We start from the raw sequence: 22,788 nt of genomic DNA on the forward strand, positions 1-22,788 counted from the left end.
CGTAGTATATATCTGGCAACTCGGATCAATCCAGGCTCCTGTACACATCAACACGCGATTTAAATCACACTACCAATACAAACCATAGGCTTTTGCATAGAACGCCGCATAAGCCCGTATACGCACGATTTAACATTTATGATCGTTTTTAACGATCAAAATCTAATTATTGATCGTTAAAATTGATCAATATGGTTTGAAATGATACAATGCCCACACAACAACACTGGAGATAAAACAATGAAAAAAATAATTACTCTGGTAATCACCATGCTGATCACCGGTTGCAGTACTACACATGATTACACTAAATCTGCTGTAGTAGGGCAGGTAGACGGCTCGACACTAGTAGTAATGTATCCTGCTTATGAAATGGCAGGTGTTAAATATTACCGGCCTCAGTTGTCTGCTGATTGCGGAAGGATTTACAATAAGTACTATCAGATGGATAATAACAGTACTGGCTGTTATATAAACGCAGAACGTATTACTGATATTCATTCATACCGTGAACATATCGCACACGGAAATCATACAAGAAATGCCAGTACTGAATTTACTGTTCCTAATAATGAAATGAACGTTGCAGAACCAACTATGAATGTAGGCGAGATATAACAACACCAAGGAATAGGGGAAACGTGAACAACAATTAGAATTACCCCAGCCCGCCTAGTGCGGGTTTTTTTATGCCCTAAATACCAAAAGGAGGGCAACATGATCCTATCAACAACACAAACATTTCTAATGCAGAACGCATTATATCAACTAATCACATTCGGTAATATTCGTGTAGAGACACACCTGAACTTTAATAACACATGGGAAGTACTAATAAGTGGTGATAACTTTAAAGTACTTAAATTCAATCGAACACTCACGGCATTAGATGAACCTGAACTATTTCAGTACTCAACAGTAATAGACGCCAAGGTATTAGATTACATCATTGATCAGCACTACGCATTGGAGAACCTACTATGCTATTACAGGACTTCACCATAAGATGGACAGACAATAACGGAAATCAATATGAATGCTTACCAGCGTTATTATCCAAGGTTGCAGTACTGCACATCAAATACAATGACTACTACCTAACAATAAGCAGTAACAAACTCACAGCCAGATATAAATACATAACAATACACGATGGCTACTATGCAACGATTGGAAGCAGGATTGAGTATGACTATATGAACTACACAGGCAGTGAACACAAACATATTCAAGTACTACAATCGATGATAGACACCGTGGCAGAACTCTTTAAGGAATAAAATTCAGTACTGTAACTGATTGATTTTAAATAACAAAAGGTACTCCCAATGAGAACCATTCTCAAGCGTAGTTTCGCCCCGCCTTGTTTTAAAAATATATCGGCTTTTAACAACGACTCAAAACAAAATGGAAATAAAATGACAACAAAAATTACTTATCAGGCAATCGCAGATCGTTACGGTTACGATGTCAGTACTGTTAGCCGTGATTGGAAAAATCGCGGGCTTGATATTACAAAGTCAGAAGCAGAAATTAATAAATGGATTATTGAAAATATCATCAAGCCATTGCGAAGTGATGAATCCACTAAAGTACAAATTGAAAAAGAACGTCTTCGAGAATTAACAGCAACAGCGAATATAAAAGAACTAGACGAACAAGAACGAAGAGGTGAATTGATTAACGTTGCAATTGTTGAATCAGAACTTGCAAAATACTTTCACCAATTCAAAACAATATTGCGTTCAATCCCATCAAGCGAATATCTCAAACTATTTGAAAGCAAGGATGCAATCACCTTGAAGAACAATTTACAGGAAGTAATTGATAATGCACTCAGAGAAATTGGATCTCTTGAACTCTCTGGAGAAGAACAAATTCAAGAAGATCTACCAACGAACAATAAAAAAGATACTACCTCCAGAAAGAATAAAACCAAGTAAGTTTGCAGAAGATAATCTAGTATTCCCAGATGGCCGCCTAGCAGGACAAAAACTCAGATTATTTGAATTCCAGCGTCAAGTACTAGATACGATAGTTGAACCTAATATTCATCGCATCGTAATGATGAGTAGTGCTCAATTACTTAAATCAACAGTAATGCTTGCAGCCATGCAATACTTTATTGTGAATGATCCTGCGAATATGGCTTATGGTTCACAAAGTGCGGCCAGTACTCAGAAATTCAAAACAGGTAAATGGCAACCAAGTATTGATCAGTCAGTACTAAAAGATTATGTGACACTCAAATCAGATAAGAATGCCGCCAATAATGCTAATACGCAACAGAACATAGACGGTACTAATACTTATTTCATCAACTTGAACGCCCCATCGACCCTTAGAGGTATTACAACCAAGAGAATCTTTCTTGATGAAATCTCTGGCAGTACTGATGACAGTGAAGGTGATCCAATAAGTCTTGCGAGCCAACGTATTAAATCATTTGATGATGGTTTAATTATGATGGGTTCAACCCCAACAAACAAACTTGATGCGATATGCCAAGAGTACGAAGCAGGGGATCAACGTAAGTTTCATGTACCTTGCCCGAAGTGCAATCACTACCATGAATTAGTATTTGAAAACGTGCGTTTCGATTGGGAAGTACTGCCAAATGGACGTAGAAAAGCACTGCCAAATACTGCTAAGTTACTTTGTCCAAACTGTGAGCATCATATTACGGAAGGGGAACGTGTACGGGCAATTGCTGGTGGACATTGGGTAGCATCTAACCAATCAGGTAAATATCCGAGCTATCACGTTAGCCGCTTGTACAGTCCTATCAACACCATTGAAAGTACTGTTGAGGACTTCAGCAACGCACATTACAACTTCGATCTTCAGAGTTTTTACAACAACTCATTGGGCTTGCCTTATGAACCAGAAGAGAACAAGGAACATAACCTAGTCGAGCTGGAGAACTTAAGGGAAGAGATTTCAGTACTGGCAATCCCTGATAACTGCCTTGGTATTGTCCTAGGAGTAGACCAACAACAAGACCGCCTAGAATGCACCACTATGGGCTTCACTGAGAAAACCCTATACGTACTGGATCATAGAAGCTTCTATGGCGTGGATTGTACGCAGATTGGTAGTAAAGCCTATACCGAACTCACCCAGTACAGCAAAAGCGTGTTCAAGACCGTTACAGGCCGCCCGGTGAAAGTACTCATGGGATACATGGACTCATCGAACGGTAACGCAACGCAAACAGTCTACACGTACTGCAATAGCATTAATCCACTATTCAAGCCAATCAAAGGTGAAGGTTGTTCAAGTACTAAACCGTTGTTCAGATCGTCAAGAACTGGCGGGCACGAGCTACAGATCTTAAACGTGAACCTCGCTAAAAGTACTGTGAATAAGATGCTCAGAACTTGCCTAGTAGACAAGACAAAACCACCAATCCGATTTAGTGAATCTCTACCGGACGATTACTTTAATCAACTTACCGCTGAAAGGGTGGATGTTAAGAACGGTTTCAAGCAATGGTCATTAAAGGTATCAGGTTCACGAAATGAAGCATTGGACTGTCTCGTATATTCATTTATATGCATGAAAAATTATCTAAATACATTAACAGGTGCCGATCCATTCCATATTCTACGGGAATATAACGCACGTGTTCGTAATAAATATAGTGAGGAACAAGCACCAATTGCCCCAGCAACGCCAGTACAAGTACAGCCGCAGCAGCCAGTACAAAAAAGGCGGCCAGCTAGACGCAATACATTTTGGAACTAAATATGAACACTAAAATAGAGAAAGTCTATATTGGTGAAACTATTGTATATTATCAAGACGTAAATGAAAGTACTACACTCGTTTCACCAAGTCAGACAAAAATTGAAATTACACAAACCTCCACACCTATCAGTACTGCCAATTGGGAAAGTGGAATGTGGACGCAGATTTTAAAAGACGATATGTCAATCAAGGCAGTATCAACATTTGTTGTAGTAGATCCATTAGAAACTACAACCAGATATCAAGACTTATTGAAGACTCTCAAGGAAATTGATGAAGTTATTGCAATGCGTATTTCTGGCGGTCTAATTACAACTACAACAATCAACAATAAGACATTGGTAAATGAGTCGTTGGAAGTACTTTATCGTCTTAAAGAACAGTACACACAACAGGCCAACAAAGAACTATTAAAACTCAATGGTAAATCAGGAGACGGTAAACAACCAATCAAGAGTATTACCAAGCTACACAGGGGTAATCATTAATGTTTAATTTTTTCAGGAAGAAACCAGAAGAAGCACCCGCAGCAAAACAACCGGCACCAACATACCAAACTAAACCACATACGCCAAAGAAATCACAATTAGAACGTGATTTGAATACTATCACTGTTGCACGGTCAAGTACTTTATCATTCGGTTATTCTGGTAACGGTCAAGGTGCAAATATCAACCGCCTTATTAATAGTACTCTACCAGCACTACAAACAAAGGCACGTGAACTAGCACAAAACAATCCAATCGTTCGAAAGTACATTCTAATGGACGCCGATCAGATCTCTGGTGCAGATGGTATTAGTATTCGTTCGAATGTACAACTTTTTGACGATGAAACAAAGAATCATGATACCTCAATGAGTATCGAACAATTGTTTTATGAATGGGCAGAAGAACCAGATGCATTTAGTACTAATGGCAGACACGATATCAGTACTTTTCAAAATCTAGTATGTCGTACTAGAGCACGTGACGGAGAGTGTTTTATCAGGTTACATGAAGTTGAAGGTGGTTTAAGACTCGAAATAATCGACAGTCTACGAGTACCAGTAATCAACAATCAAAAGTTCAGTAACGGTGACTATATCAGTAATGGTATTAGATTTAACAAGTTCAAACGTCCTATTTCATACAATATCTGTAAAGTAGACCCAACAATCTATTCATACTATCAGACTGACATTGAAGTAGTACCAGCAGAAGAAATTATTCACTTCTTTATTCAAGAATTTCCGGACCAGGAAAGAGGTATTCCCGACATTGTCGCCTGTACCAATTTGATTAAAGAACTAGAACAATTTGTTAATGCATCTATTGTACAGAAGAAAGTATCCGCAAGCTCAATGGCCTTTATCACCAGTGATGAAAAACCCACTAACAGTACTACAGAGTTACTAGGAAGCATTGAAGAAGCACAAAATGCATATGAGAACTACGAAGGATATTTAGATCCGGGTGTTCTAATTGAACTTGATCCGGGTAAAAAGATCCAGACTGTAAATCCAACTTCAAGTACTGACGGACTAGATTCTTTCATGGATCAAATGTTAGGACAAATTGCAATGGCATTAAACGTAACCAAGATGAATCTACTATATGACACTAAAAACAGCAGTTTCAGTGCTGCTAAATTATCAGACAGGATGATGCAACAAGTTGTTAAGGGCAAACAAAATGCACTTATCGTTCAAGTACTGAAACCAATCTATAAAGAGTTTTTGAAAGTCGAAATGATAAATAAGAATGAGTTAAAGCTCAATTTTAAAGACTTTAAGAATTTAATCAAAGCAACTTATACGCCAGTTGTTTCATTAAGCCTAGATCCGAATAAAGACGCACAGTACCAAATTGCACTATTGCAAAATGGATTGAAATCACGCCAACAGATTATTTCTGAACTTGGTCAGGACTACCGCGACGTTCTAAAGGACTTTGAAAAAGATGAAATAGACAATTATCTAAATGTTAAGGATAACAAAATAGATGAACAACAAAAACCAAATGATGAGGGAGATGGAAACCCGCCAAATCAATCAGAACAATAAACTAATTGAATTAGCCTTTGCATCAGAAATCCCAGTACAAAGAGAATTCGGCGACAGAATCCTAAATGAAATTCTACTTTGTTCCCCAGAAAATGTAGACCTAAGCCGTATTCAGAATAAAGCCGCAGTACTTTTCAATCACTGCAAAGACAATCTAATCGGTGTAGTTGAATCTTGTTCTGTAGATGCAGATAAAGTATGCCGTGCAAGTATTCGTCTTTCCAGTACTGCACAAGAATATCAAACAATGGTTGAAGAAGGAATTCTAACAAAAGTCAGTGTTGGATATTCAATTCTAGATTACCGAATCGAAGGTGAGAATCTTCTTGTGAGTTCGTGGCAACCTTACGAGATCTCTCTCGTGAGTATTCCTGCTGATGATTTGAAATCAGGTATTGGCCGTTCTCTTGAACAAGATGTTGAAGAAGAAACACCAGCCGAAGAACAACTTGAATCAGAAACTGAAAGTACTGACGAACCTCAAGATGAAACCCGCACTGAAACAGAAACAGAAGTACCGAATGAAAGTACTGATGAATCTCAAGATGAAACAGAAACTGAAGTACCGAATGAAAGTACTGATGAAGAAGTAATAAATACAGAAGAACAAGACAAAGAACGTCAAATGGAAATTGCCGTTATTGGAAAACTACTAAATAAGGATGTATCACGTTATCTCGATTCCAAATTGAGTATTCGCGATATAACCAATCAACTTAAAAATAATATTGATGATAAGGAAATCACAATGGAAAACAATTCTCTTTCTTTAGCAATTCGTTCCCTAATTGAAAAACAACCTATTGAGGGTGTTGTAATGGGTGAACGTGGTTATGTTGTAGAAATGCAACGTGATACCACTACTACTAACGCTGCTGGTGTTGTAGTTCATAAAACAGCTGATAGTTATATTGATCAACTATGGGCACAATCAGTACTTGCACAAGTAGTACAACCACAAATTTTTTCCGGTCTAGAAGGTAATGGTGAACTAGTAATTCCCGTGGCACAAACACTAACTGGCGGTAATTTCGGTTTCGTCGCTGAAGGTGCAGATTCACCAATGCACGATGCACCATTTACTAGCGTAAGCCTAAAGCCAAAAACCTTTACTGGTTCTGTAACTCTAACTAAGACTCTACAACTAAGTAATAATGCCGCAGAACGTTACGTATCTGAACAACTAATTAAAAAATCTGCAAATGATCTAGAAAACGAAATCCTAGGTTACATTGGTAGCAATGCGACCCAACAAACTACAACTGTATTTGATCTAGCTGCAATTGAAGCTGCTGTAGAAGCTTTAGCGATGGCAAACGTATATGCAGGCGACTGTGTTGCAGTAATGCACCCATCCGTATATGCAGCACTACGCCAAATCCCAATGGCTGGTAACACCGCTGCTAAAATGCTTATTGAAGGATTCAGAGATGAACAGTACCTCGCTGATGAGATCCGGGTAATTGTAAGTACTCGCGTTCCAACTGATTCAATTCTAATTGGTGACTTCAGTGAACTAATTATTGCTCAATGGGGTACTAACGAACTTGATCGCGACACCACTTCGCGACGTGCCTCAGCTGGCGTTGTACTACGTTCATTCAGCTACATCGATTTCGCAGTAGCTCACAAAGAAGCTTTCGTACTAGTTAAGAAGGCTTAATAGCATGAGAGCATTTAATAGTAAGCAAAGCGAAGCACTGTTAAATGCTTTTGGCGAACCACTTGAACTAAATGGCGTGTCTTTCAAGGCAATCTTGGAAGTACGCCAAATTACCATTGAAGATTCTGATGGTGTTGCAATCGAATATGAATATTACTTTACGGCACGGAAGAATCCAGTACTTCAAGTTGGGACACTAATTGAAATTAACAATGCTACACAAATAATTTATAACCTAGATGATGATCTATCTGGGGTAGTTAATTATTACTATCGGAGAAAAGATTATGATTCTTGGAGTTAAGAAAGCAATTAATAAACTTATGACGTTCACCCCGTGGGCGTCAAATCCATTAAAAAAACAATCCGAAGATACTAGGGTGTTTTGTTCCGAGATACAAGCAAATGAAGTACAAATGAATATGTGTGGTCGAATAGAGAGTTCATTTTCGGTAGTATTTTATATTACTTTTGGAAATAACAAAACAAATCCAACAGAACAATTCTATATCCTGACGTCAGAAACAATGTCAATATTTCAATCAAAAGTACAGGAATGTTTTTTAAATGAGAATTTTATCATTAGTAAGCAACCCGTTTTTGACAATATCGGTACACATCAAGATCCAACTACTGGTATATGCACAGGGACCTTTCAACTAAATATTAGTGTAATCCAACGGAAGGAAAGCTAATGAACATTTCAACAGGACAAGACCTACAAATTTTTTACACTACTGATATTGGGAACAATAGTCCTAGTTTCGGTGGTTATCAGGAAATTGCAAACATTGCAGAATTTCCAACAATTTTACAAACAAGTTCGGTAGAGAATATCGAAACTTATGATAGTGATTATAGTTCAGTACTGACAGGGGATAAGGCAATTGACGCATTCCCGATTACTGTGAATTATGTTATTGACGAACCAAGCCATAAATTTTTAGAACAAGCGGCAGAACAACAAACTCCCATTCAAGTAAAAGTAAAATACACTACTGATGAAGAAGCCAATGCCGAAAGCTATATAGTACTCAATGGATACGTTTCATCTAACAATCTCACAGGTGACAAGGACGCAGTTGTACAGAGATCATACCTGTTCACACCTGAAACTGTAGTTACTCAAGGATTCGCACCAATTCAACCATTACTACGCCGTTCAGACTATGGCCTAGGTAGCGATGGTATTGATGCACCTCAGTACACACCAGCAACAGGACAGATAGCAGGTAATGGTTTCATCCAGATCCCAGCAGCTGCAACCGGCAACCCTGCAAGTACTAACCTTATCGGCGTGGGCTTAACCAATAATAATAATGAAGCCTCTATCGTTATGTCCGAGACTGGCGATCTAAAGCTGTATGCACGTAATCAGAACACTGCATGGACTCGTATCTATACCAGTACTGAACAAGATACACGTTATGCCCGCCTGGGCCAGCCTGCTAACTTTGGCAACTTAACCATTACCGGCACGATCTCCAGTACTGGAACAGTGACAGTACCGGGCAACCAAGGTCTAAAGACTTCCCCAGTAAGTGGAGCAAGTGCAGCCCTCAGTTCAGAACAAGGTTACGGCATTGTTTGGCGAAATAATGAACCATTTGGTACTAAAGCTAATGAGTGGTTCGGTATTTCCCCAAATTCACAATTACAGTTCCGTCAGGCCAATGATACAACGTCAGGACTATGGACAGTACGTAACGTATACCATGAAGGTTTTAAGCCGTCTAAGAGCGATGTAGGGCTTTCTAATGTACTTAACTCTGCACAACTAACAGTTGCAAACAATCTTTCTGATTTGAGCAATAAAGCAACGTCCCGCACGAATCTAGGACTTGGTAACGCAGCTACTTTAAACACTGGTACAAGTACAGGCAACGTAGTAACAGTTGGTGATTATGGTATTGGGACTTTTGTAACTGCATCGTCTGATACGGATTTGAACACACTAAAAGATGGTTCATTCTGTACTGTAGTCACTAACCCAGTAAATGCCCCGACAGGTGCTACCGGTACTTGGTTCCTACAAGTACTAACATGGAACAGCGGTGGTACACCTCCCGTTGGCTATCGTTGCACTCAGATCCTATATGGATATGGTGCTAGCGGATCATTCTCTGGGAGGAATTTTACCCGTTCATATCTAGGTGGTGATAATTGGTCTGCATGGAATAAAATTGTAAGTGAAGATACAACTAATACATTTTCATCTCTGAATACTTTTAACTCTACAGTAAGAATTAATGCAAATACTGAATTTGATAATGGTCGAACTATTTCATTCAAAAACACTACGGGAACTAATCTAGGTATTCTTACTTTAACTTCGTCTAATGCCGTTGGCATAGGTAGTACTGCCGTTCCTATTTCTATTAATAGCTCAGTAAACCCAACTGTTCGTGTTGGTTCAACAAACTATACAATGTACCATACTGGTAATAAACCAACTGCCGATGATGTAGGACTTGGTTCAACAAGTACACCAACATTTTCTAGTGTTAATCTTGTTAGTACGTCTGATGCCGCAGTTAATATGAATGGCGTTATTTTACGTGGTAATGCACAAGGTCAAGCTGTACTTTCTACAGCAAATAAACCGATTAACATTAGACCAAAGGGTGATGCGGATACCACTCAAGCAGTAGTAATTGATCCTGCAACTGCTCAAGTTAATTTAACTGGGCTAGGACTTTATACAGCTAACGCAGCAACATTTAATGCCAACGTCACAATCAATAACGGTTTATCTTTACGTGGTTCAATGCGTACTAGGCCAGTTAATAATACAGACTGGGCTAATCTTGGGTTCTTTGATATGGATAATACAACACAACGCGGTGCGTTATGGTGTGACAAAGATGGTGTCATGGGGATGATGGCTAAAGGTGGTAAGTCTGTTACATATAGTCCTGATGGATTATTAAATGTTCAGTACGGTTATCTATCAGTCGGTCAGGATATTAGTAACTCAGTCGGTGAAGGAAATGATGGTTTTATTAAAGCTCAATTCTTTAATAAAGGTTGGATGGAACTTTATGGAACAAATCCATATCAAGAAAATGGTAACGGACAATGGGTTAGACAAATCAATGGTATGCGTTTATTACAAAAAGGTTCAGATAACGTTGCTCAACAATACATGGTTACACGTACGGGTACTGGAAACTCAGGCTTTGTTATTAACCAGCAAGGCTATGGCAAACAAGGTTGGTTTGAATTCCGTAATGATGCCCACTTAACTGTAAATGGTACAGATCCGATTATTGAAGTAGGAAGTGCCCGTTTTCACAAGGATGGTAATATTTGGGGGGATCAATGGGCAAATGGTGTTGATGGTTATCTTAAAACGTGGCTTAGTAGAAATGGTGTATCTGATATTCGTTTGAAAGAGAACTTTGCCGAATGCCAAGGTTCAGCACTTGATAAAGTACGCCAAATTGAGTTTGTTCAATTCGATTGGAACGAACAAACAAGAGACTTCAAAAATGCTACTCACGTAGACTATGGTTGGAAAGCTCAACAACTTGAAGAAATTGATCCCGGTTTGATTACTAAGCAATATGGTGATGTGAGTTTAAACCCTGATTTAAGTACAATCCTACCATTAGCATTTAAATCTATTTCAGAACTTGACAATGAAGTACAAGAATTGAAAGTAGAGAATGCAGTACTGAAAGATGCACTTGTAAAACTAGAAGAACGTATTGCTGCATTAGAACAAAATAAATAAATACAACGGGGCAAGGATGCCCCAATCACTTATAAGGATATAATATGAGTTTTGATATTTTCTCAGGTGCAAATCTTAAAGTAGAATTCAGTACTACTTCTGGTTCTACTGCATCGACTGATTATAAAGTAATTCCTGAAGTTGCTAGTTTTACTACTTCAGGTTTTGAAAGTACTGTAATCGATGTAAAGACTTTCAACAGTGCTTACAATCGTAAATTATTAGGTACTAAATCTTGCCCGGACATTGATTTAGAAGTTAACTGGCTACCAGATGATGTAGTACATATGTCTCTTGAAAATGCGGCCAATGATCAAACACGTGGTCAAGTTCGCATTACATACTTTGAGGATGCTACACACACAACTGGTTACTTCGTAGTTTATAACGTCTTTGTGTCTAGTACTACTGTAGCTGGTGACAAAGATGAAGTAGTCAAGAAGACTTTCAAACTAGCAGTAGATCAAGGTTCTGTTGCTTCTGGTGCTACTCCAGAAACCCCATAAATACACATGCAAAAACAATAATAACGGGGGAGCAATTCCCCCATTTATGGAATCTTTTCAATGAACTTACAAGACCTACAAAAACTACTAAGACCAAAACTACATAAAATCGATTTTCACGGAATGGATCTATACATTCATCGTCCAAGTTCTGCCGATTTTGATAAATGTACAGATGCAAAAGCAACTCTTATTCACTGTGTTAAAGATGAGAACGGCGACCCCATTTTCGCAGATGGTGAAATTCAAGGCCGGATTGATGTTAATTCAATTGATGCAATGTTCGTTGGTGAACTGAATCAGAAAGTTATTGAACTATGGAGTACTGAGGCATCTACTCAAGTTGAAGATCTCGAAAAAAAATAAGAACCGGTGATCCACGTTTACAGTACTTTCTAAAGATGGTTAACAAACGTGGACTTTCGCCGGACGAATTTTATGATTTGCCAGCTGATATACTTGAAGCACTGATGATCTTTGATCAACGAATTGAACCAAGCGGGTTACAAGTACAAAGTGCCATGTTCGCTAATCTTTGTCATTTGTTAATGATGACTTCACCCAATCTATCAGAGAAGGGAAGAAAAGAAGCCAAACTAAAGGACTGGGATCTATTCGGTACATTTGAGAATCTCACCGCATCCGAACGCCAGAAGAAACGCGAAGAAGAAGAACAAGAAAATAAAGTACAGAACATTAAAAAGTCATTCCGTGATTTAATGGATATGGAAAAAGGGAAGAAGAATGGCAAGCAACAATAATAATAATATCGTCGTTAATATTACTGGTAACAGTCAAGGACTAACAACGGCAGTTAATCAGGCACAAACAAGTTTGAACAATCTTCGTTCTGCTGCACAGGGAAATCTTAATAGTATTACAAGCTCAATGGCTGGTATGACTACTGGTATGAAAGTTGGTTTTGCTGGTGCTACTGTTGTACTGGCAGCATTTTCCTTTGCTCTTACTTCAGTAGCACAGGCACATGAACAAGCAATGGAATTAGTTGCCGCAGCTGCTAAATCTGGTAATAGCGTTGAAGTACTACAGCAACAAGCCAATATGCTACGGCAAACCGGGTTAACCCTCGACAATATCGCAGATCAAAATAAGGACTTAAAGGACAAGTTAGGCGATGCCCTAGCAAACAACGGTGGCAGTATGCTTACTGATGTTATCCAGCCTTTGAAACTAAACATTCTAGAACTTAAAACTCTTGCAGATGCAGGTGAAGATGTTTATGCAAAGATCTACTTTGCTGCTAAGGCACAAGGTCTAAGTAATACTGAAATTACTAACCTAATGGAAACCATAGGTAATGATGCAGTTTCACGTGTTCAGGTATATGAAAAGTATGCTTCTCAACAGGACTATTTAAACGAGCAAGGAAGACAAACAGTATCACTCACTACTGAACAAGTTGAAAAATTCAAAGAGTATGATGCTCAATCAGCCCAACTTGCAAAAACATGGGAATCATGGAAAAACAGTATTGCTAGTGGTCTAGTTCCGGCATTAACTAAAGTACTGGAATTATTAAATGGCATTACTCAGGCTCGTACTTCTGAAGATTTCAAGAAAATGTATAACGGCTCTGAAACCGTTTATACAGCGGCTGGCTATGAAGACAAAGGAGCTACTGGGGCATTACGTGCAGCCTTGAAGCTACAACGAGACATTCTAGCTATACAGAAAGACCAAACCAAAGAAGTCAAGAAGCAAGAAGACGTTTCAGTTAGTCGGCGTACTATTCAGAACTCAATGCAACCACTTTATACAAAGGCAGATCAAGCCAATCAGAAACTAGCAAACTTAACGCAACGTTATAATGATACTAAAAATGCAATCATGAAATCTAATGATGAAGCATATAAAAGTAATCCTGCATTACGTCAAAAAGATCTTTCGGATCTTGAACGTATGTATAAACAACAACGTCAAGAACAGTTAGATATTATCAATGATAAAGCCGGTAAAGACAAAGCAGCAAAAGCCGCTGAGTCAGCAGCAACGAAGCAAGCAGCACTTGATAAGAAGAATGCAGATGCACGGAAGAAAGCCCAGCTAGATTTAAGTACTGCACTATCTAAGATCGGTGAAACTGAACTACAACGCCAACTAAATGCATTTGACTTCCAGCAGAATGAAATGCAACGCAAGATTGCCGAGAATGCAAAGTTGCTTGGTAAATCTCAGGCCGAGATTGATAAGTACTTAGCACAGGCAAAAGAGCAGGGTGCAAGACAGCGTACAGAACTAATCAATAAACAGATTGGTTACAACGATCCGAATCAAGGATTGAAGGACTTAAACACGAATCTTAATGGTGTAACCCTAAATGACCAACAGAAGAACTATCTAGGACAGCAACAAGCCCAACGGGTTTATGGTGATAATCCCTTTGCAGTTGATGATACTCAGTCAAAGCAACAACAGCTAGAAGACCAGTACAATCAAGAAATGGCACTGAATGAACGTCTCTATGCCGGTACTGAAGAGTACGAGAAGCGTAAGGCAGCATTGCAAGCCAAGTATGCACAGGACTCAATGAACACGGCTACAGAGAATACACGAGCACAGCTTACTCTCTTGGGTAATGCTGCTGGTGATATCGGTGGCATGATGGCCGGTGCGTTTGGGGAACAGTCAGCAGCAGCTAAAGCGGCTTTCGCAGTACAGAAGGGTTTAATCATTTCTGAAACGATTATGCGTATCCAAGCGGCTCTTGCTAGTGCCTTGGCAACACCGTTCCCTGCCTCGTTGGCTGCATATGCACAAGTCGCCGGCATGGGTATGAGCATTATTAGTACAATCAAAGGGGCTAGTTCAGGTCAATTCCACGGCGGTGTAGACGAGTTACCAAGTCATTTAAATAATAAGTCATTTGTACTTCAACAGGGCGAGAGGGTTGTGCAGGCCCCGGCAAACCGCAAATTGTCGAAGTTCCTCGATAAACAAGAGCAATCTTCTGGCAATAGCAGTACTGGAGAAATCACAATCAATGCTCCCTTGGTTGTTCAAGGCGGTATTAATGACGACAAGATGTTTAATGACTATCTAAAACGACATGCAAATAATGTTAATCAGGCTGTTAGGTCTGCTCAATCAAGAAATGCATAAATAAATACCTGGCAATGTCCGGGTTTTTTATTGCCCTAAATACTACATAAGCTAAGGAGCATATATGGCATCATTTTCAAATAATATCAAAATCAATGGGGTTTCAGTATCCAGTACTGAACCGCGTTATTCAAATCGCTCTTGGACAGGAACAGAGGTTACTAGGAGTACTGGCATTCAGTACTATAAACTAGAATTCACATTGACTTTCAAACAACAATCACTAGCAGAATATCAAGCATTCGTTGCTGAGTACTCACGTGGTAAGCCTTTTACTTTTTCGTTAGGTCATATGGGCGTCTATAAAGGATCTCAATCTGGGGCTGTTTCGGCATCTGCACAGGCATTAAAAGGTTCTTATCAAGTTTCCAGTACTGCCAATACTCTTGAAATAGGTTCATTGATTCAATTTACGAACCACTCAAAGATTTATCGCATTATTGGCCGGACAGGTAATGTACTTCAATTGTTCCCCAATCTACGTGAAAACGTACAGACAGGTGAAACTATTCTTTATAACAATCTTCAAGGTACTTTTACCCTTGACATTGATAATGAATATAAAGTGCCTGTTAATAATATCATGAGTGTTAACCTAAAGGCGACGGAGTACTTATAATGAATGAATTATTGACTAATCCAGACCTATTACAGTACTGGAATCTTACGAGAGGTGGTAATAAAACCAAACTTACTATTACTGAACTAATGTCACTTGGTGTTCATTGCCGTGCAATTGATGTGTTTCCAAAGAATGGCATTCCTCCAATCTTCTGGACTGATGGTTTTGTAGATCTCAATATCAATGGGACACAGTATACAAGCTTTCCTGATCTAATTAGTGATTCATTTCCAAGTTTCACAGAGACAAAAGAAATTAACAATAACAGCATTAACTTTAAAGTAAGCAACGTTAATGACAGTACTAGAACATTGGCACTAGGTGGAGCCTTTCGAGAAGCAAAGGTTAATATCTATCTCGTAATACTTAACCCATCCGACAATTCAGTACTGAACAGTACACTCATGTTCAGTGGTTTCATTGACTATATTCAGGCAGAAGCAGATCCAAACGCGGCAAAGAACGAAATGAGCGTATATCTAAATTCAGTCTATAAGAAACTAGACCTACAACCACGCACTATTGCGGCAAACTCAGTATATCAATCTTATTATCCCGGTGATGAGTACTTTTCATTACTTGGACAAGTTAATGCTAACCAATCTTGGAGATATAAATGATTAATAAAATAGTAGACATATGTCAAGGTGCATTAGAACAACCATATCAGCTTGGAAAGAATGATTGCAATATTCTAGTACTAAAAATTATCGATTTAATGTGCAGTACTGAATACGTTGGGATGTGCAAATATGACACATTGCGTAAAGGGCGAAATATTCTAAAAAAACTAGGCGTTAGCAGTACTTTCGAGTTGATTGAACAGTACATCGAGGAAGTTGAATTCCCAATTCCGGGTGATATATGGGTTGATAAAGATGATCGTACTGTAATGAGTGTTTATATCAGCAATCGAATTTTAGTTGTCGATGAACAACACACACATTTTGAATTGTACTTTCCAACGGATGGAAAGTTTTATCGAGTAAGGAGCAGTAATGGGTAAGATTTCAGGAGGCGGTATTCTTTCCGCCGTTATGATGGCAGTAACTGTTGCAGCCGCAGTATATACCGGTGGTGCTACTGCATGGGCTGCTGCTGGCTGGGGTGCTGCTGCTGGTGCTGCGTCTTTAGTGGCAACTTCAATGATGACTGCTTTACCGGGCAACATGAAAGGTTATGGGGATAGTGCCAGTACTCCAAATAGGACAACCAGCCCGCAAACAGGTTTACCGATTGTGTATGGCGGTCAGATGCCACACAAAGATACTAGTAATGGTTCATTCGTTCTTCTAGGTTCAATCGTTCCTTGGTTCAACGTCAAGGATAACGATTCACAGTACTTATTTACAGAACATGCAATTGCTTACGCGGGCGTACAAAAGTATATCAATCAGATCTATATTGATAATGATCCAATTCTAATTGATGGTTCACCAATTACTGAAGATGGTATTGTTAATCAGAATAAATTCATTGATAAGTACAAAAACAACTTACAACTAGAAGTACGTTTTGGTGGTAATTATACCAGTACTAAATCATTGGCACAGCAATATGCAGGGCCGAAGTGGACGGATAAGTTTCTTGGTAAAGGTATTGTTAGTATCAGTACTGTTATCAAGAAAGATCAATCGAGTCTAGAAAATTCAGTACTAGTCAATGATAACTATACTCTTCAAGTAGAGATGAAAGGATTAGTGATTACTGATTTAGTTGATCTTCAACAACGTACATGTAGTAATGCACCAAGCCAACTATATGACTATCTCACGAATACTACTTACGGCATGGGTTTAGATCCAAGTTTAATTGATTTACCAAGTTTCCGTAGTGCTGCACAGTACTGTCAAACTAATAACTATTGGTCTAATGGTGCAATTAGTTATAGTGAATCATTCAAGAGTAACTGTGAAAAAATGCTCCAGACGTTTGGAGGTATTACTTACATCCATGCAGGTAAAATCTATCTGACAATTGATGTTAAAGGATTACCAGTGGCAAGTTTTGATGAAAGTACTGTATTCGGTTCAGTACAGGTAACAACCAGTGGTAGTACTGACTATTACAACACAATCGATGCATCATATAAAAATGCCTATTCTCGCTACACAAACGACGTTCTACGCATTCCAAGTGATATTTCACAGGATGATGTGATTCGTTCAGACGGTCGCGTGATAGCCCTTGCACGTGATTACACATGGGTATATGACAAAGATCAGTTATCGAAACTTGTTAATATCGAACTATTAAAATCAAAGTACTCACAGAATACAATCGTGTTTACCACTTCGGAAGGTTGGGATTTAAAGACGTGGGATATCATTAACGTTAAATTAGATGAATTCCATATTAACGGCCAATATCGAGTACTGGCAAAAGATTTGGCAAGTACTAATGACAGTATTGGATACTGCCAACTTACTTGCGTTGAATATAATCCGGCAATGTATGATGGTGTTGATCCGGGTGTATGGAGTCCTAACGGTGATATCAATTCTGTAATTACAGTACAGCCACCACGTAATCTAGAAGTTACACGAAAAGGTGGTGTAGTAGGTGGTCAAGTAGTTATCATGGATTGGGATGAATCATTAGACCCTAATCTAGTAGGTTACTACATTTATTATCGTAAAACAGGTAATACAGATTGGTCGTATGTTGGCAGTACTAACAGATACAAGACGGATTATGAACTATATGGACTTATTGCCGATCAAAAATATGACTTTGCCGTAGCTGCATATAACAACCTTGGATTCATTTCTGTCAAAGTTACAAAGGATGGTCTTGTACCTGATTTCAACTTTACACTACCGGCAGTTACTGGACTTGTTCTAACAAATGCAATGGCAACGAGTACCAGTACTGAATCATCTGATTTCAATATTGCATGGAATGATCAATCATCATTACAAGTTAATGGTCGTCCAATGTCCGAGTACTTACAGAAGTACGAAATAGTGATATATGATCAAGCTGGGAACAAACGCAATTCGTACTTCACTACTCAGAACAATTTCAGTTATACATTTGCAATGAATCAGGCCGATTATACTGGGCGTAACGTTACAATAGGTGTTATTGCACGTGGTTTCAATCTTGGTACTTTCAGTCAAGAAGTAAAAATAACTGTCAGTAACCCACAAGCACCATTGTTACAGGGATTAACTGTTAAATCTGGTATTGGTGCATTAGTGTTTGAATGGGATAACAGTAATAAACCTATTGATTATGCCGGGATTATGTTCCAAGTATCTGCAAGCGAAGATTTCAGTTCTGGAGTACAGACGTTTACTACTTCAGCAGAATTCATTTATTGGGCGGTCGTGGAAGATGGACAGTACTATATTCGTGCAGGTATGTATGATGTGTTCGGTGTAGATGGTATCCGATGGACTGCAATGATCCCGTACAATCAACAGACGAAAGTACCATACTCTAAATTGAATGATGATGTAATTGATTGGGTTCTTGGATCATCTGAGATGAACGAGATTAAACAAGAAATCATTGACAATACTGAATTCAAAGGCTGGCAATTAAGAGTTACAAACAATGGATATGTATCTGGTATTGCCCTAGGTAATAACGGTACTGAATCGGTGTTTACAGTAATTGCCGATCGCTTCTCAATTATCAGTTCTGCTACGGCTGGTAGTTCAACGAAGGTATATCCTTTTGTTGTTCAGGGTGGAAAAACCTATATCCAATCTGCGATGATTCAGGATGCCTCGATCGGCTCAGCTCAGATAAAGGACTTGGCAGTATCTCAAGCTAAGATTGCCCTAGCCAGCATAGATGAAGCCCGCATAATTAACGGCAGCGTCACCAATGCCAAAATAGGTAATACTATTCAAAGTAACAACTACGTACCTAATAGTACTGGATGGCAGATAAATAAAGATGGGACATTCTATATCAATGGTAATTCTGGTGGTCGAATGGTAATTAATAATAACAGAATCGAAGTATACGACAGCAACAACGTACTTCGCGTAAGAATGGGGTTATGGTAATGACACAAGGTTTACAAGCATGGGATGGAAGTGGTCGAATGTTAGTTGATATTGGAGACTACTCAATGAGGTATGTTGGTACTTTCCAATTCACAGTAACAACTGGTGTTCGGCAGTGGTGGGTTCCTTATTCAGCGTTTAGGGATACGGGATGGATTGCAATATACCTAAATGAACGTGCTTCACGGTACTTCAGTATAATTCCGGGCAATGGTGGTTTCACTTTGCGAAATTTAATAAGTAATCAAGCATATTCTTATGCATTAACATTTGAGGTTTATACATACGCATGAGTGGTTTTCAAGCATACAATACATATGGGAATATAGTTGTAGATTCAGAACAGAAGGGGACTGTGATTAGTTCCCTCATTCCTCAAGGTAACGTTGAAGTTACAGGCTATTTGATTCCTACGGCGTTCGGTGACGGGCGAACACTTGGGTATATGGTGAGTGATATTCTATTTCAACCGGGCTTGCTATGGTGTCGTTTTACACGTGATTCATATTGCTTCCCCGGTGCAGAATTGTTTGAACCGAATTCAGTACAATTTATGCGTACTTCGGTGAATGGTACTGTCCAGTCAGGTTATCTAGATGTGTTCAATGGTCAAGGTACTTTAATCTGGAGTGCTGCAAGTGCTGGTACAATGCCACGAGTGTTCGATCATCTGGTCATACCGCAAGGTTACAATCTACAAGGACAAGTAATTTCAAAGAATCTTGGATGGTCGCCGTGGTTTTTGCTGTCAGGTTTACCGGGTAACGTATCTGAATCAGAATCTATGGGATTTTCTGGCTTCTTGCTTAGATATACCAATGGCAATATCCAAGTTACTTATGCTGCACAATATCAAGATGGTTATCCGCAAGCTACTAATCAACAATTATTAAGAATACCGTTAGCAGTATTTACAGGATACTAAATATAATAGGACAACAATAAGGAATAACAAATGGAATGGGAATGGTTATTAACCGTTTTTATCATTCCAATTGGAGGTTGGGTATTTAAAGTACTTTCTAAACGAAGTAAGAATTTAAATGATCGAATTGATCAATTGGAAAATCGTGTTCAAAAAGCAGAACTTAAACTTGAAGTACTCAACGATGACATTGAAGAAATCAAGATGATCAGGGCTGAACTTTCTGAGGCACGGATTGATATTGGCGTAATAAAACAGCTATTAGAGCAAAACAACAAAGGGGCATAACAGCCCCTTTTTCATTTCCTCCCATAAATAGATTGACAACGGAGGAATTCAAATGGATTTAAAACAACAATTAAAACAATATGAAGGTACTAAAGAGTATCAGACTAAAGTAGGTTATTTCAAGAATGGTAAGTACTGGACGTATAAAGACAGTCTTGGCTATCCAACTATTGGATTTGGTCATTTAGTACTTAAAGGTGAAGACTTCTCACAAGGTCTAAACGAAGTACAGGCAGATGCATTGCTTGATAAAGATATTGCCATTGCACGTGCTGGTGTTGCTTCACTTGGCGTAAATCTACCCGTAGAAAGCCGCTGGAATGATTTTCTAATCATTATGGTATTCCAACTAGGTCTTGCGGGTGTGAAGGGCTTCAAGAAGTTCCTAGCAGCTCTAAAGGCAGGTAATTATGCAACTGCTATTATCGAATGCAAAGATTCACGTTGGTACAAACAAACCCCTAATCGTGTTGATTCTATGATCGCCTATGTTGTACGTGGGTGATTTATGGCATGGACAATGTTTTATCAGGATGATTGGGATCTATATGACGTACTGGATTATGCCGCTTTCGTGTATCTGATTCAATTTCCAGAATGCGGAGAGTACTATATAGGCGTTAAAGGCGTTTATCAGAAAGTCAAAGATGCTTCAAAGATTAAATCTACCAGTATTGAAAGTAACTGGGAAAAGTACAATTCCAGTTCTAAAGAAGTACAAGAACGTATTGCCACTGGGGAACATCATACTAAACAGATTCTATGGTGTTTTAAAACACGTCAGGAGGCAGAATTAGTTGAAGCTGCGTTGATTGCATATTGCGGTACTGATCATCTTTGTCGCAATAAAGCATTGATGACTAAGACGAGACTTAAAAAAGACAATGGGGAACAACGAAGAATTATTCGTATGTTGATGGAGGCTTTTACATAATGCCAAATAATGTAAGTACTATAACCGGTGTACCGCAAGTAATTGCAAATATTCAACAACAAGGTATTGATTACGCTAATAACTTTAATAAGGAAGTGTCCAATAGACTTAGACAGCTTTCACAGAAGATGCAAATTGACATGAATAATGCAATTGATCGTGGACCAGTACCATTCACGAAGAATGCAATACTGTTTCGTTTCTATCGTGACAGTACTGGACAGGCAGTTAATCAAATCTTAGTGAAGAACATTCAGGCACAGTATCTATACGATATTATTGTGAAGCCGTCGAATCTTAAGAAGTTCATTCCCACCAGTACTGCCCGTATGACACAGCAAGGTAATATATCAGGTCTTAAATCTGGTCTTAGTTCTGGTAAGTATAAGGTTGTTGATTCTGGCGGTAAGAGAAGATTAATTGACACTAGCAAGAAAGATACGAAAACAAAGACAAAACGTGTAATTGGACTACGTGAAACGAAGAAAAGGAAACTTGTTTATGACTTCTATAAGGAAGCAGAGCAGGGTGTACGTTTAGTACTTTCAGGGGTTCGAGGGCATTTTAGAATATCAAGGATGTAATATGCATTATGATCAAGACACAATGAGTATTTTAATCAATAAAATTACTGTACCGGATGTAAACTCACATACGATGCATAGTAGTTTGTTGATTAAACCACTCAAGAAGAAACTAAAGGCATATATTGCCGATATGGATGAAAGAATTGAGTGCAAGGAATACATGAATATTGGGTTCCTCGTACAGAATGATCCTCATTTTGAAATGGGTAGTGTTCATGAGTGGACTTTATTTGATGAGGGGAAATATATTGTCATAATCGACAAACACAAACAGTACCAGAAAGGATTATATTTCTGGGTTTATACAACGGGAATTTTAAATGATAGGGATGATAATTGAACTAATTAAATCTGGAATTGGGTTATTTCAGAAAAAAGAACAGAGTAAAAATGAGTTAGAAGCTCAGAATAGCCACGAACAGAATCAGATCACTCTTGAGGAAACTCGTAAGGGCTTCACGTGGCGGCAAGCATTGGGGTATGTTCTAACATTTATTATTGCATGGAATTACGTCATTCTTCCAGTACTGGCAGTATGTGGTGTAGTGCTCCCGCCAATACCTCTTGATGACGTATGGAGGGTACTGATAG

The 22,788-nt window shown here is 38.7% G+C and carries 22 protein-coding genes; all 22 read left to right on the forward strand.

From position 1 onward, the window contains the following. Positions 1–240: 240 nt before the first annotated feature. The 22 genes from ABTW55_RS16910 to ABTW55_RS17015 all read left to right on the forward strand — a co-directional run bounded on the left by ABTW55_RS16910 (position 241) and on the right by ABTW55_RS17015 (position 22,537). Positions 241–618: a hypothetical protein gene (locus ABTW55_RS16910; protein WP_350429277.1), complete on the forward strand. Its 378-nt coding sequence runs from the start codon at positions 241–243 to the stop codon at positions 616–618. A 710-nt stretch (positions 619–1,328) separates the two neighbouring features. Then, the gene (locus ABTW55_RS16915; RefSeq protein WP_350429279.1) at positions 1,329–1,943 is read left to right on the forward strand and encodes a hypothetical protein; all 615 of its coding nucleotides are present in this window, start codon (positions 1,329–1,331) and stop codon (positions 1,941–1,943) included. After that, positions 1,831–3,747 (forward strand): terminase gpA endonuclease subunit, encoded by a 1,917-nt coding sequence (locus ABTW55_RS16920; RefSeq protein ID WP_350429280.1) that lies wholly within the window; start codon positions 1,831–1,833, stop codon positions 3,745–3,747. Before ABTW55_RS16915 ends, ABTW55_RS16920 begins: the two co-directional genes overlap by 113 nt. A gap of 2 nt (positions 3,748–3,749) precedes the next feature. Next, positions 3,750–4,238, forward strand: coding sequence for a hypothetical protein (locus ABTW55_RS16925; RefSeq protein ID WP_107226557.1), 489 nt, complete (start codon positions 3,750–3,752; stop codon positions 4,236–4,238). Then, positions 4,238–5,794, forward strand: a complete 1,557-nt coding sequence (locus tag ABTW55_RS16930; RefSeq protein ID WP_350429281.1) for a phage portal protein — start codon at positions 4,238–4,240, stop codon at positions 5,792–5,794. Before ABTW55_RS16925 ends, ABTW55_RS16930 begins: the two co-directional genes overlap by 1 nt. Next, complete coding sequence (locus tag ABTW55_RS16935) at positions 5,733–7,457, forward strand: phage major capsid protein (RefSeq protein WP_350429283.1); 1,725 nt, start codon at positions 5,733–5,735, stop codon at positions 7,455–7,457. Before ABTW55_RS16930 ends, ABTW55_RS16935 begins: the two co-directional genes overlap by 62 nt. Before the next feature lie 4 nt (positions 7,458–7,461). After that, positions 7,462–7,761: a hypothetical protein gene (locus ABTW55_RS16940; RefSeq protein WP_151523003.1), complete on the forward strand. Its 300-nt coding sequence runs from the start codon at positions 7,462–7,464 to the stop codon at positions 7,759–7,761. A gap of 390 nt (positions 7,762–8,151) precedes the next feature. Beyond that, the gene (locus ABTW55_RS16945) at positions 8,152–11,193 is read left to right on the forward strand and encodes a tail fiber domain-containing protein (RefSeq protein WP_350429284.1); all 3,042 of its coding nucleotides are present in this window, start codon (positions 8,152–8,154) and stop codon (positions 11,191–11,193) included. A gap of 44 nt (positions 11,194–11,237) precedes the next feature. Next, positions 11,238–11,699, forward strand: a complete 462-nt coding sequence (locus ABTW55_RS16950) for a hypothetical protein (RefSeq protein WP_350429285.1) — start codon at positions 11,238–11,240, stop codon at positions 11,697–11,699. A gap of 60 nt (positions 11,700–11,759) precedes the next feature. After that, positions 11,760–12,065 carry a hypothetical protein gene (locus tag ABTW55_RS16955; protein ID WP_350429286.1) on the forward strand — a complete coding sequence of 102 codons (306 nt, stop codon included), beginning with the start codon at positions 11,760–11,762 and terminating at the stop codon, positions 12,063–12,065. Between the two features lie 35 nt (positions 12,066–12,100). Next, positions 12,101–12,460, forward strand: coding sequence for a hypothetical protein (locus tag ABTW55_RS16960; protein ID WP_350429287.1), 360 nt, complete (start codon positions 12,101–12,103; stop codon positions 12,458–12,460). Then, positions 12,444–14,819, forward strand: a complete 2,376-nt coding sequence (locus ABTW55_RS16965; protein WP_350429288.1) for a hypothetical protein — start codon at positions 12,444–12,446, stop codon at positions 14,817–14,819. The genes ABTW55_RS16960 and ABTW55_RS16965 overlap by 17 nt, the downstream gene beginning before the upstream one ends. Before the next feature lie 64 nt (positions 14,820–14,883). Further along, positions 14,884–15,438, forward strand: coding sequence for a hypothetical protein (locus tag ABTW55_RS16970; RefSeq protein WP_164134514.1), 555 nt, complete (start codon positions 14,884–14,886; stop codon positions 15,436–15,438). Next, the gene (locus ABTW55_RS16975) at positions 15,438–16,061 is read left to right on the forward strand and encodes a DUF2163 domain-containing protein (RefSeq protein WP_087763364.1); all 624 of its coding nucleotides are present in this window, start codon (positions 15,438–15,440) and stop codon (positions 16,059–16,061) included. The genes ABTW55_RS16970 and ABTW55_RS16975 overlap by 1 nt, the downstream gene beginning before the upstream one ends. Next, positions 16,058–16,447, forward strand: coding sequence for a DUF6950 family protein (locus ABTW55_RS16980; RefSeq protein ID WP_110158203.1), 390 nt, complete (start codon positions 16,058–16,060; stop codon positions 16,445–16,447). The genes ABTW55_RS16975 and ABTW55_RS16980 overlap by 4 nt, the downstream gene beginning before the upstream one ends. Beyond that, positions 16,440–19,463 carry a DUF1983 domain-containing protein gene (locus tag ABTW55_RS16985; RefSeq protein ID WP_350429290.1) on the forward strand — a complete coding sequence of 1,008 codons (3,024 nt, stop codon included), beginning with the start codon at positions 16,440–16,442 and terminating at the stop codon, positions 19,461–19,463. Before ABTW55_RS16980 ends, ABTW55_RS16985 begins: the two co-directional genes overlap by 8 nt. Before the next feature lie 289 nt (positions 19,464–19,752). Further along, positions 19,753–20,388, forward strand: a complete 636-nt coding sequence (locus tag ABTW55_RS16990; RefSeq protein ID WP_350429291.1) for a hypothetical protein — start codon at positions 19,753–19,755, stop codon at positions 20,386–20,388. A gap of 30 nt (positions 20,389–20,418) precedes the next feature. Then, a complete protein-coding gene (locus tag ABTW55_RS16995; RefSeq protein WP_060435494.1) occupies positions 20,419–20,676 on the forward strand; it encodes a hypothetical protein in 258 nt (85 codons plus the stop codon). A 52-nt stretch (positions 20,677–20,728) separates the two neighbouring features. Next, complete coding sequence (locus ABTW55_RS17000) at positions 20,729–21,181, forward strand: glycoside hydrolase family protein (protein ID WP_197796328.1); 453 nt, start codon at positions 20,729–20,731, stop codon at positions 21,179–21,181. 3 nt (positions 21,182–21,184) lie between these two features. Next, positions 21,185–21,610 (forward strand): hypothetical protein, encoded by a 426-nt coding sequence (locus ABTW55_RS17005; RefSeq protein WP_232036896.1) that lies wholly within the window; start codon positions 21,185–21,187, stop codon positions 21,608–21,610. Then, a complete protein-coding gene (locus tag ABTW55_RS17010; protein WP_350429293.1) occupies positions 21,610–22,194 on the forward strand; it encodes a hypothetical protein in 585 nt (194 codons plus the stop codon). Before ABTW55_RS17005 ends, ABTW55_RS17010 begins: the two co-directional genes overlap by 1 nt. A 1-nt stretch (position 22,195) precedes the next feature. Beyond that, the gene (locus tag ABTW55_RS17015; protein WP_350429295.1) at positions 22,196–22,537 is read left to right on the forward strand and encodes a hypothetical protein; all 342 of its coding nucleotides are present in this window, start codon (positions 22,196–22,198) and stop codon (positions 22,535–22,537) included. The last annotated feature ends 251 nt before the right edge of the window (positions 22,538–22,788 follow it).

Source organism: Serratia sp. SM04 (assembly GCF_040280225.1).
Taxonomy (GTDB): Bacteria; Pseudomonadota; Gammaproteobacteria; order Enterobacterales; family Enterobacteriaceae; genus Serratia; species Serratia sarumanii.

What these genes read in the sequence shown, in the direction of transcription:
- ABTW55_RS16910 (WP_350429277.1), top strand. Translation starts at nt 241, where the DNA reads ATGAAAAAAATAATTACTCTGGTAATCACCATGCTGATCACCGGTTGC.
- ABTW55_RS16915 (WP_350429279.1), top strand. Translation starts at nt 1,329, where the DNA reads ATGAGAACCATTCTCAAGCGTAGTTTCGCCCCGCCTTGTTTTAAAAAT.
- ABTW55_RS16920 (WP_350429280.1), top strand. Translation starts at nt 1,831, where the DNA reads ATGCACTCAGAGAAATTGGATCTCTTGAACTCTCTGGAGAAGAACAAA.
- ABTW55_RS16925 (WP_107226557.1), top strand. Translation starts at nt 3,750, where the DNA reads ATGAACACTAAAATAGAGAAAGTCTATATTGGTGAAACTATTGTATAT.
- ABTW55_RS16930 (WP_350429281.1), top strand. Translation starts at nt 4,238, where the DNA reads ATGTTTAATTTTTTCAGGAAGAAACCAGAAGAAGCACCCGCAGCAAAA.
- ABTW55_RS16935 (WP_350429283.1), top strand. Translation starts at nt 5,733, where the DNA reads ATGAACAACAAAAACCAAATGATGAGGGAGATGGAAACCCGCCAAATC.
- ABTW55_RS16940 (WP_151523003.1), top strand. Translation starts at nt 7,462, where the DNA reads ATGAGAGCATTTAATAGTAAGCAAAGCGAAGCACTGTTAAATGCTTTT.
- ABTW55_RS16945 (WP_350429284.1), top strand. Translation starts at nt 8,152, where the DNA reads ATGAACATTTCAACAGGACAAGACCTACAAATTTTTTACACTACTGAT.
- ABTW55_RS16950 (WP_350429285.1), top strand. Translation starts at nt 11,238, where the DNA reads ATGAGTTTTGATATTTTCTCAGGTGCAAATCTTAAAGTAGAATTCAGT.
- ABTW55_RS16955 (WP_350429286.1), top strand. Translation starts at nt 11,760, where the DNA reads ATGAACTTACAAGACCTACAAAAACTACTAAGACCAAAACTACATAAA.
- ABTW55_RS16960 (WP_350429287.1), top strand. Translation starts at nt 12,101, where the DNA reads ATGGTTAACAAACGTGGACTTTCGCCGGACGAATTTTATGATTTGCCA.
- ABTW55_RS16965 (WP_350429288.1), top strand. Translation starts at nt 12,444, where the DNA reads ATGGCAAGCAACAATAATAATAATATCGTCGTTAATATTACTGGTAAC.
- ABTW55_RS16970 (WP_164134514.1), top strand. Translation starts at nt 14,884, where the DNA reads ATGGCATCATTTTCAAATAATATCAAAATCAATGGGGTTTCAGTATCC.
- ABTW55_RS16975 (WP_087763364.1), top strand. Translation starts at nt 15,438, where the DNA reads ATGAATGAATTATTGACTAATCCAGACCTATTACAGTACTGGAATCTT.
- ABTW55_RS16980 (WP_110158203.1), top strand. Translation starts at nt 16,058, where the DNA reads ATGATTAATAAAATAGTAGACATATGTCAAGGTGCATTAGAACAACCA.
- ABTW55_RS16985 (WP_350429290.1), top strand. Translation starts at nt 16,440, where the DNA reads ATGGGTAAGATTTCAGGAGGCGGTATTCTTTCCGCCGTTATGATGGCA.
- ABTW55_RS16990 (WP_350429291.1), top strand. Translation starts at nt 19,753, where the DNA reads ATGAGTGGTTTTCAAGCATACAATACATATGGGAATATAGTTGTAGAT.
- ABTW55_RS16995 (WP_060435494.1), top strand. Translation starts at nt 20,419, where the DNA reads ATGGAATGGGAATGGTTATTAACCGTTTTTATCATTCCAATTGGAGGT.
- ABTW55_RS17000 (WP_197796328.1), top strand. Translation starts at nt 20,729, where the DNA reads ATGGATTTAAAACAACAATTAAAACAATATGAAGGTACTAAAGAGTAT.
- ABTW55_RS17005 (WP_232036896.1), top strand. Translation starts at nt 21,185, where the DNA reads ATGGCATGGACAATGTTTTATCAGGATGATTGGGATCTATATGACGTA.
- ABTW55_RS17010 (WP_350429293.1), top strand. Translation starts at nt 21,610, where the DNA reads ATGCCAAATAATGTAAGTACTATAACCGGTGTACCGCAAGTAATTGCA.
- ABTW55_RS17015 (WP_350429295.1), top strand. Translation starts at nt 22,196, where the DNA reads ATGCATTATGATCAAGACACAATGAGTATTTTAATCAATAAAATTACT.